At 57.6% G+C, this 8205-nt stretch carries 8 protein-coding genes; 2 read left to right on the top strand and 6 right to left on the bottom strand.

Going from position 1 to position 8205, the window contains the following annotated elements:
- Nucleotides 1–285 precede the first annotated feature (285 nt).
- From TU82_RS04365 to TU82_RS04355, 3 genes are all read right to left on the bottom strand, one after another.
- Nucleotides 286–705 carry a hypothetical protein gene (locus TU82_RS04365; RefSeq protein ID WP_057721861.1) on the bottom strand — a complete coding sequence of 140 codons (420 nt, stop codon included), beginning with the start codon at nt 703–705 and terminating at the stop codon, nt 286–288.
- Nucleotides 706–721: 16 nt separating this feature from the next.
- On the bottom strand, nt 722–1345 hold the full coding sequence (locus TU82_RS04360; protein WP_057721860.1) for an immunity protein Imm33 domain-containing protein: 624 nt from the start codon (nt 1343–1345) through the stop codon (nt 722–724).
- A 156-nt stretch (nt 1346–1501) separates the two neighbouring features.
- On the bottom strand, nt 1502–1909 hold the full coding sequence (locus TU82_RS04355) for a hypothetical protein (protein ID WP_057721859.1): 408 nt from the start codon (nt 1907–1909) through the stop codon (nt 1502–1504).
- Between the two features lie 490 nt (nt 1910–2399).
- Between TU82_RS04355 and TU82_RS04350 the strand changes: the two genes are divergently transcribed.
- Together TU82_RS04350 and TU82_RS04345 are read left to right on the top strand one after the other, a co-directional pair.
- A complete protein-coding gene (locus TU82_RS04350; protein ID WP_057721858.1) occupies nt 2400–2651 on the top strand; it encodes a DUF6124 family protein in 252 nt (83 codons plus the stop codon).
- 818 nt (nt 2652–3469) lie between these two features.
- A complete protein-coding gene (locus tag TU82_RS04345) occupies nt 3470–4414 on the top strand; it encodes an aliphatic sulfonate ABC transporter substrate-binding protein (protein WP_057721919.1) in 945 nt (314 codons plus the stop codon).
- 225 nt (nt 4415–4639) lie between these two features.
- Here TU82_RS04345 and TU82_RS04340 read toward each other — a convergent pair whose 3' ends face one another.
- Genes TU82_RS04340 through TU82_RS04330 form a run of 3 tightly spaced genes read right to left on the bottom strand, consistent with a single transcriptional unit; the run spans nt 4640 to nt 7878 of the window.
- Entirely contained in the window at nt 4640–6115 is a 1476-nt protein-coding gene (locus TU82_RS04340) for an FGGY family carbohydrate kinase (RefSeq protein WP_057721918.1), read from the bottom strand.
- 4 nt (nt 6116–6119) lie between these two features.
- Nucleotides 6120–7052, bottom strand: coding sequence for a transketolase family protein (locus TU82_RS04335; RefSeq protein WP_057721857.1), 933 nt, complete (start codon nt 7050–7052; stop codon nt 6120–6122).
- Nucleotides 7042–7878, bottom strand: a complete 837-nt coding sequence (locus TU82_RS04330) for a transketolase (RefSeq protein WP_057721856.1) — start codon at nt 7876–7878, stop codon at nt 7042–7044. The genes TU82_RS04335 and TU82_RS04330 overlap by 11 nt, the downstream gene beginning before the upstream one ends.
- Nucleotides 7879–8205: the final 327 nt, after the last annotated feature.

Raw genomic sequence — 8205 nt, 5'->3', positions numbered from 1 at the left:
GGGGAAACCTGCCTGATAAGTCACGGTTGAAGAGAATGTCCGTATTCAGTTTTGCCGCTTGAATCGGCTGCTCTGCGCCCTGAAAAAAACAACGGGCGCAGCCGGGGGCCTGGAGAGGCTTCCGGCAGGCTTGGAAAATTAAGGGATTTGCGGGGCGGGGGGTGACATGGGAAGCGGGGACAAGGGAAGTAGGGAATGGTTCCAGGAGGGGGCTCGTCGAGAGCAAATAATGTACTTGTGAGGACGTGGCTTGCTCTCGTCTGGGTCTCAAGGTCGATGATGTTCTTATGCTTGGGATGGCTTATGTACACCCTCCTCCAGGATATCCGTGCCGACGGCAACCAAATAGGCACCATAAGAGGGTTCTATTTCAAAAATCACGATGGAACCATCCTCATATTCCTTGATTTTTTTATCAAATGAGCATGACAGTTTGGTATTTTGCTGCAGTTCGTCATCACTTATTTCATAAACGTATTGTAGCAATGACTTTACCGCACTCACACTTTCAGTAGAGTGTTGCGCATGGATGACTTGAGCAATGTTTATTATATTGCCTTCTTTAAAATCTGTGACGCGGATTTTTTGTAATCCTGTCACCCGTATCTTGGTCGTCTTGTCTTGCGTTGATATCTCGATAGTCAGCGCATCATCTGCCACGGCTATCGATACCAATTTTTGGTCGTGAAAAGTGCTGGACAGCATAGATATTCACCTTCGCTTATTTTATTTTTTCATCTAGCCAAACGTCATTGCTTGGCCCGTGAAATCGATACCCAAATGGAAGTCCAAGGTATTTGACCAGGTCTGGCCTATTGACCGCGACATGTTGGAGATGTACTGACTGCAGGTTCTCCGTATTTCCATCATAGCGATCTGTCGTGATCCACCAGCCTGACATATGTTCAGGAGAGGGATAGCGAACGCCCTCGGCCGGATCCCCTTCCATGACTCCGTGTGAAATGATGATCATTTGCTCAAAGGACGGTGCAACATAATCTACGCCGTTTTTTGCGCATATCATGTGTTGCTCCGCCCACAGCTGCAGGGTGGTGTTGATACCAGGAACATAAGTCTCCGTCCTCGGTGCCTGTTCAAAGAACATTAGTTCTTGCCTATTGTTGAGGTGCATTTTGGTGATCCAGCAGCCATATCCTAAGGTTTCGTCTGACGCAAGTTTGAAGCCTGATTCAAGGTGTCGAGTGACCAGCTCTATAAATTTGACTGCTTCCTCCTGCAAATTGGGGGTGTTAATTGTCACGCTGATCTCGTAGCCAAAGCGCGTTTTTAGACCATCTGTTTTTAGGGTCAGCTCAGCGTCGGATTTTATAACGCTTACCTTCACTGGCTGGACCTAATATTACTGAACATGCGACATTCCGAACATTGAATTAGATCAGGGAAAACGTGAAGTCTAGATATTTGAAAATACACCAATCGCAACTAACAACACCTCCAATGCCAATATTTTTTCTGAACCCACCATGAAATTAATACATAATTAACTTGTGACTATTTTAAAGCCATCCAAAATTTCAGGGTTTGACGCATGCAACATCCAATCAGTGCTGTCAATTGCACGAATAAAGATCACACAATCCTGAAACTCATCATTCAACAACCTTTCTACATCCACTTGCTCAACACATGAGACCGCCACGATTAAACAGTCGACTGTATAGTCAATACACCGGGAAAATCTCAATATATTTTCCCAAGTTTGAACGAGTCCTTTGGGCAGGTAACGAATACGATTCTGAAATTCGTCAATCGACTCATCATTTGGCAAATTTGCAACGCCATCAAATTCGATAATTAGCCATACCCAATCATTATCAGGTACCTTTTCCAATAAATCCTGTAGCTCGATACGGCTACCATTTTTCCGATACATGGGTACTTCGAACATGTTTATATTCCATTCAGTACTGTAATGGCCGCGCAGGATCGTTGAGAAAGCCAAACTTTGGAGAGGGATTTGTTTAGGGTAAAGTCGGACGATTCCGAGATCTTCGTCGTATAAATCTGATGGAACGCTGACGGCCCCAGTCAGTAATCATTTCCCTTATCTGCATCGCCTGCTCGACATGCATTGTTAAAGGCCAGCAATCCGTATCCCTTTAATTTGCAGGACGTTTCCTAGACAATCCTTCGGCCTTGCGCCTGCTCAATCCACTGGCTAGCCTTCGCTTCGTCGCTGCATATCAGCGATCGGGTGTGGAAACCCGGAATGAGTAGGCGTCATGATCGTATGCAAACGCTCAATGGCGGCTGTACGCGGGCAGACTTCGGTCTGACTGGGTCCTACTCCCCGGTTTCCACCCCGCGTATGGCTGCCACCCAATCTGCCGTGTGGAAACGGCACCGGATGGCGCCCCAACCGAGTAGGAGCTATATCCATGAGCAAAATCGTCCCCGATCCACCCTTCCCCGTTTTTGTTGCCCACGAAGACCTGAGCTTCGAAGACGCCATCGCCAACATTGCCTCGCTGCTACGCTGCGCCGCCACCACGGCCACCGAAACCGCCGAAGGCCTCAAAGGCACTCGACGCGACATGGCCTGTTCCACCGCCCACTTGATCGACATGGCCCGCACCCTCGCCGACCGCGCACTGGATTGCCTGCAACCCGGACCCGTCAGCACCCCATAACCTCGGTGGGAGGGGGCTTGCTCCCGATGCGGTGGGTCAGTCAATTAATCTGTATCTGAACCACCGCCATCGGGGGCAAGCCCCCTCCCACATTGGCCCGTGTTGCCTGATCGTTGATCGACATGGCCCGCACGCTGGCCGACCGCGCACTGGATTGCCTGCAACTTGGATCCGCCAGTACTCCATCATCCCGGTGGGAGGGGGCTTGCTCCCGATGCGGTGGGTCAGTCAATTAATCTGTATCTGACCCACCGTCATCGGGGGCAAGCCCCCTCCCACAGTTGGCCTGTGTCGCCTGATCTTGATCGACATGGTGCGCACCCTCGCCGACCGCGCACTGGATTGCCTGCAACCTGGATCCGCCAGCACCGCATAACCCGGTGGGAGGGGGCTTGCCCCCGATAGCGGTGGGTCAGTCAACTAATCTGTATCTGAACCACCGTCATCGGGGGCAAGCCCCCTCCCACATTGGCCCGTGTTGCCTGATCGTTGATCGACATGGCCCGCACGCTGGCCGACCGCGCACTGGATTGCCTGCAACCCGGACCCGCCAGCACCCCATAACCCCGGTGGGAGGGGGCTTGCTCCCGATGCGGTGGGTCAGTCAACTAATCTGTATCTGAACCACCGCCATCGGGGGCAAGCCCCCTCCCACATTTGGACGGTGTTGCGTGATGGCTCGCGGCTCGATTTGACGGCTATACCCTCCGTCAACGGACAAGGCTTCAAGTGTCCTTAAGCTCAGATCGAAAGAGTATTTATCAACCGGTTTTCAGAACCTTATGCTTCGGCTCATTCTGTTGAAAATCGAGCCGCTCATGACCCTTCGCCGCCTTATCGCTGCTGTATCAGGATTGCTGGCTTTGTCCGTTGCCGTAAGCGCCGACGCCCAGGAAACCGTACGTATCGGTTACCAGAAATCCTCGACCCTGATCACCCTGCTGAAAACCCAGGGCACCCTGGAAAAAGCTCTCAAGGCCGAAAACATTGATGTCAGCTGGCATGAGTTCCCCAGCGGCTTGCCATTGCTTGAGGCGCTGAATGTCGGCAACGTCGACATCAGCGCTGATGTGGCCGACACCGTGCCGATTTTCGCCCAGGCGGCCCAGGCCAAACTTACCTACTTTGCCCAGGAAGCGCCCTCGCCCGCAGCACAGGCCATCGTGGTGCGCAAGGACTCGCCGATCCAGCAACTGGCGGACCTCAAGGGCAAAAAAATCGCCGTGACCAAGGCCGCCGGCACTCATTACCTGCTGATCGCCGCATTGAATAAAGCCGGCCTGGCATTCGCGGACATTCAGCCGGCCTATCTCTCCCCCGCCGACGGCCGCGCGGCGTTCGAAAACAACAAGGTGGATGCCTGGGTCACCTGGGAACCGTTTCTGAGCAGTGTGCAACGCCAATTGCCGACGCGCACCCTGGCGGACGGTGCCGGGCTGGCCAGTTACAAGCGTTATTACCTGACGGGCACGCCTTATGCCCAGGCCCATCCGAAGGTGTTGAAGGTGGTGTACGCGCAGTTGGAACAGGCCGGCCAATGGGTTAAAGCCCACCCGCAGGACGCGGCGAAAGTGCTCGGGCCGCTGTGGGGCGATCTGGATGTGACGACGGTGGAAGCCGCCAATGCGCACCGCAGTTATCAGGTGCAACCGGTGACGCTGGAGCAGTTGGCCGAGCAGCAGAACATTGCCGATGCGTTCTTCAAGGCCGGCTTGTTGCCCAGGGCGGTGGACGCAAAGGATGTGCAGACCTGGAAGCCTTGAAGGCCAGCAGCAATCCAAATGTGGAATGGGGTTGCCCTAACGCCAGTCAGTCAAGGCTTTTGTAGGAGCGAGCTTGCTCGCGAAAAACTCACAGGCAACGCGTTCATTCAGGAAGCACGCGTTATCGTTGACGTTTTTCGCGAGCAAGCTCGCTCCTACGGTGGACGGTGTACGCTTAACTGAATCGTCGCACCGCCCCCTCCCACATTTGGACTGCATGTGGCGTTAGAGAAGTGTGCGGGCCAGGGCCTTTTTCCATTCGGTGTAGCGCCCTGCCATCGTCGGATCATCCTGCGGCTCAAAGCGCTCGCGCTGACGCTCCAACTGCTCCAGCGCCGCATCACTCGCCCATATCCCCAACGCCCTGCCCGCCAGATGCGCCGCGCCCAGCGCCGACACTTCCGGCGACAGGCTGCGTACCACCGGGCGTTGCAGCAGGTTGGCCAGAAATTGCATCAGCCAGCGGTTGCGTGTGGCGCCGCCGTCGACCCACAGCTCCTGCAACGGGTGGCCGATGTCCTGCTGCATCGCTTCGAACACATCGCGGATCTGATAGGCGATGGACTCCAGCGACGCGCGCAGAATATGTGCGCCGGACGTGGCTTCAGTCAGCCCACAGATCAACCCGCGCGCATCGGCTTGCCAATGCGGCGCGCCCAGCCCGGACAGCGCCGGCACAAAGTACACGCCGCCGTTATCCGGCAGTTGCGCGGCCTGCGCGGTCAAGGTGTCCAGGGAGTCCCCGGCCATCAGGCGCGAGGCCCATTGCACGGCGGCCCCGGTGTGGACGATGTTGCCCTCCATGGCGAACGTAGGCTTGACGCCGTCATGCCAGGCCAGGGTGGTCGACAGGCCGTGGGTGGACGCAATCGCACCGCTCATGGGGGTCATCAGGGAGGAGCCGGTGCCGAGGGTGGCCTTGACCAGCCCCGGTGCAAAACCGCCCTGTCCGTAGAGCGCGGCGTGGGAGTCGCCGATCATCGACATGATCGGGATGCCGGCGGGCAAACCACCCAACGCAACGGTGTGGGCGAAGAAACCGGCGCTGGCCTGGATGGGCGCCAACGCGGCCAACGGGATGGCGAACAGATCCAGCAATTGCGGGTCCCAGGCGCAGGTATGCAGGTTGAACAGTTGCGTGCGCGCGGCATTGGAGTAGTCGGTGGCGAACACCTGGCCGCCGCTCAGTTGCCACAGCAGCCAGCTGTCGACGGTGCCCAGGCAAATCTCACCGGCAGCGGCGCGGGCATGGCCGTTGTCCAGGTGGTCGAGAATCCAGCGCCATTTACCGGCCGAGAACATCGGGTCCAGGGCCAGTCCGGTTTTTTCCAGGATGACGGCTTCGTGCCCTTGCGCGTGCAGCTGGGTGCACAAGGCGGTGGAGCGTCGGCACTGCCAACTGATGCACGGCGACAGCGGCTCGCCGGTACGGCGATCCCAGGCCACCACCGATTCGCGTTGGTTGCTGATCGCCAGCGCAGTGATCGGGCGATCCACCTGGGCCAGGCAGTCTTGCATCGCGGCCAGGGTGCTGTGCCAGATAAACAGCGGGTCCTGTTCGGAAAAACCGGCCTGGGGATGGTTGACGCTCAACGGCCGCGAACCCCGGGCGATCACTTGCCCCCGTTCGTTGACCAGCACCGCCTTGGCGTTGCTGGTGCCTTCGTCGATCGCCAGGATCAGCGGCGTGTTGTTATTCATGGCTTCACCGCAACCGAGTGGCAGCCGCCACAATCCCAGCCGCATCGATGTTATGCAAGGCACGTGTCGGTTCACGCGCACCGGCGGCGGCGTATTCGCCATCGCCGATGCCCAGGCGGATCAAGGCAATACCCAGCCCGGCCTCGGCCAGCACTTCGGCCACCAGGCTGCCGACGCCGCCGTTGATGTTGTGTTCTTCCACGCTGATGACCGCGCGGGTGCCGCTCAGGGCACTGAGCAACACGTCGCGCTGCAAAGGCCGGATCGACGACAGGTTGATCACCTGGGCCTGGATGCCCTGCTCGGCCAACAGCTTGGCCGCGTCCACCGCTTCATGCACCACCGAGCCCAGGGCCACAATGCTCAGGTCGGCGCCCTGACGCAGGATATCCACCTGGCCGGGGGTGAATTGATAGTCAGCGCCGTGCACGTCCGGCAAGGCTTTGCCATCGAGACGGATATACACCGGCCCGTGGCAGCGCAGCGCGTAATCGACGATCTGTCGGCACTCCAGGGCATCCGCCGGGGCGAAGATCTGCACATTGCCAAACCCGCGCATCACTGAAATGTCGTCGAGGCTGTGGTGGGTGCTGGCCAGCGGGCCGTAGCTGGTGCCGGCGTTGAGGCCGAACATCTTCACATTGGCCTGGTTGTAGCAGACGTCGACCTTGATCTGCTCATTGGCGCGCGAGATCAGAAACGGCGCGGCGTTGCAGGTGGCGGCGATCTTTCCGCCCAGGGCCAGCCCGGCCGCGACGCTGACCAGCGACTGCTCGGCAATGCCGACGTTGATCAAGCGCTCGGGAAAACGCTGGGCAAACGGACCGATCTTGGCCGTCGAGGTGGAGTCGCTGACCACCGGCACCACGTCCAGCCCGGCGTCGACCGCGTCAATAAAGGCCTGCACCATGACACTCGCCAAATGTTCACTCGCCATGGTTCAACTCCTCCAGTGCTGCGTTGATTTCATCACCCTTGGGCACGCGGTGATGCCATTCGGGGCGGGCTTCGATAAACGACACGCCCTTGCCTTTGATGGTGTGGGCGATCAGCACCTGGGGCGCGCCGGTGCGGGTCTGCATGTGTTCCAGGGCGTCGATCAACTGGCTCACATCGTTGCCGTCGCACTCGCTGACCGTAAAGCCGAAGGCGGCCCATTTCACGTCAAGCGGGTCGAGCGGCATGATGTCGGCGGTCAATCCCGCCAGTTGCAGTTTGTTTTTGTCGACGATCACAAACAGGTTATCCAGCCCGTACTTGGCGGCCGCCATCGCCGCTTCCCAGTTGGAACCTTCGGCCAGTTCGCCGTCGCCGGTCAGCACGTAGATGCGCTTTTTGCTGCCGGACATTTTCGCCGCCAACGCCAGCCCCACCGCTACCGGCAAGCCGTGGCCGAGGGCGCCGGTGTTGAGTTCGATGCCGGGGGTTTTCTGGCGCACGGGGTGGCCGGGCAAGTGGGAGTTGAAGTGTTGATAGGTCGGCAACCATGCCTCGGGGATATAGCCCGCCTGTGCCAGGCAGCAATACAAGCCACCGACGCCGTGGCCCTTGCTCTGGATATAGATATCGCGCTCGGGATCTTCGGTACGTTCCGGGCCGATGTTGAGGATGCGGAAATACAGGGTGGCGAGGATATCGGTTTCGGACAGGTCGGCCCCGGTGTGGCCACCGGCCGGTGAATCGGCGTTCAGGCGGATTACATGGCGGCGGATCAGGCGGGCCTGTTCCTTGATCTGGTGGGCGTCGTACTGGAAGGCATTCATGCAGCGGCTCCTGTGGGGCTGACCACGTGAGATAAAAGTGCCGAAAGCTGTGTTTGAATATTTATTCAGCAGTGACAATATATTTCTATTTAGACGCCGATCTCCCGCGCGGTCAAGTGAGCGATCAGCGTAAAAATGAAAAAAGCCGAAGAAATATCACTCGGACAGACGGGCAAAATCCCACAGGGGCCGGTCTACACCGGGGCTTTGCACGCCGTTGAAACGGCGTTTTAGAGGCCTGCCTGAAAAATTAAGCGCTTGACTTTGCCACAGTGTCACTGGAATCTGAATTAACAGTCAGGCTCGCATAAATATTCAGACGACCTG

The organism is Pseudomonas orientalis (genome assembly GCF_001439815.1).
GTDB classification, from domain to species: Bacteria; Pseudomonadota; Gammaproteobacteria; order Pseudomonadales; family Pseudomonadaceae; genus Aquipseudomonas; species Aquipseudomonas orientalis.
Note: the sequence above shows the minus strand (reverse complement) of the source record. Positions and strands in the feature narration are given on the sequence as shown.

Coding starts and splice junctions, on each gene's coding strand:
- TU82_RS04330 (WP_057721856.1), bottom strand. CDS start 7,878: ATGAATGCCTTCCAGTACGACGCCCACCAGATCAAGGAACAGGCCCGC.
- TU82_RS04355 (WP_057721859.1), bottom strand. CDS start 1,909: ATGTTCGAAGTACCCATGTATCGGAAAAATGGTAGCCGTATCGAGCTA.
- TU82_RS04350 (WP_057721858.1), top strand. CDS start 2,400: ATGAGCAAAATCGTCCCCGATCCACCCTTCCCCGTTTTTGTTGCCCAC.
- TU82_RS04365 (WP_057721861.1), bottom strand. CDS start 705: ATGCTGTCCAGCACTTTTCACGACCAAAAATTGGTATCGATAGCCGTG.
- TU82_RS04345 (WP_057721919.1), top strand. CDS start 3,470: ATGACCCTTCGCCGCCTTATCGCTGCTGTATCAGGATTGCTGGCTTTG.
- TU82_RS04335 (WP_057721857.1), bottom strand. CDS start 7,052: ATGGCGAGTGAACATTTGGCGAGTGTCATGGTGCAGGCCTTTATTGAC.
- TU82_RS04340 (WP_057721918.1), bottom strand. CDS start 6,115: ATGAATAACAACACGCCGCTGATCCTGGCGATCGACGAAGGCACCAGC.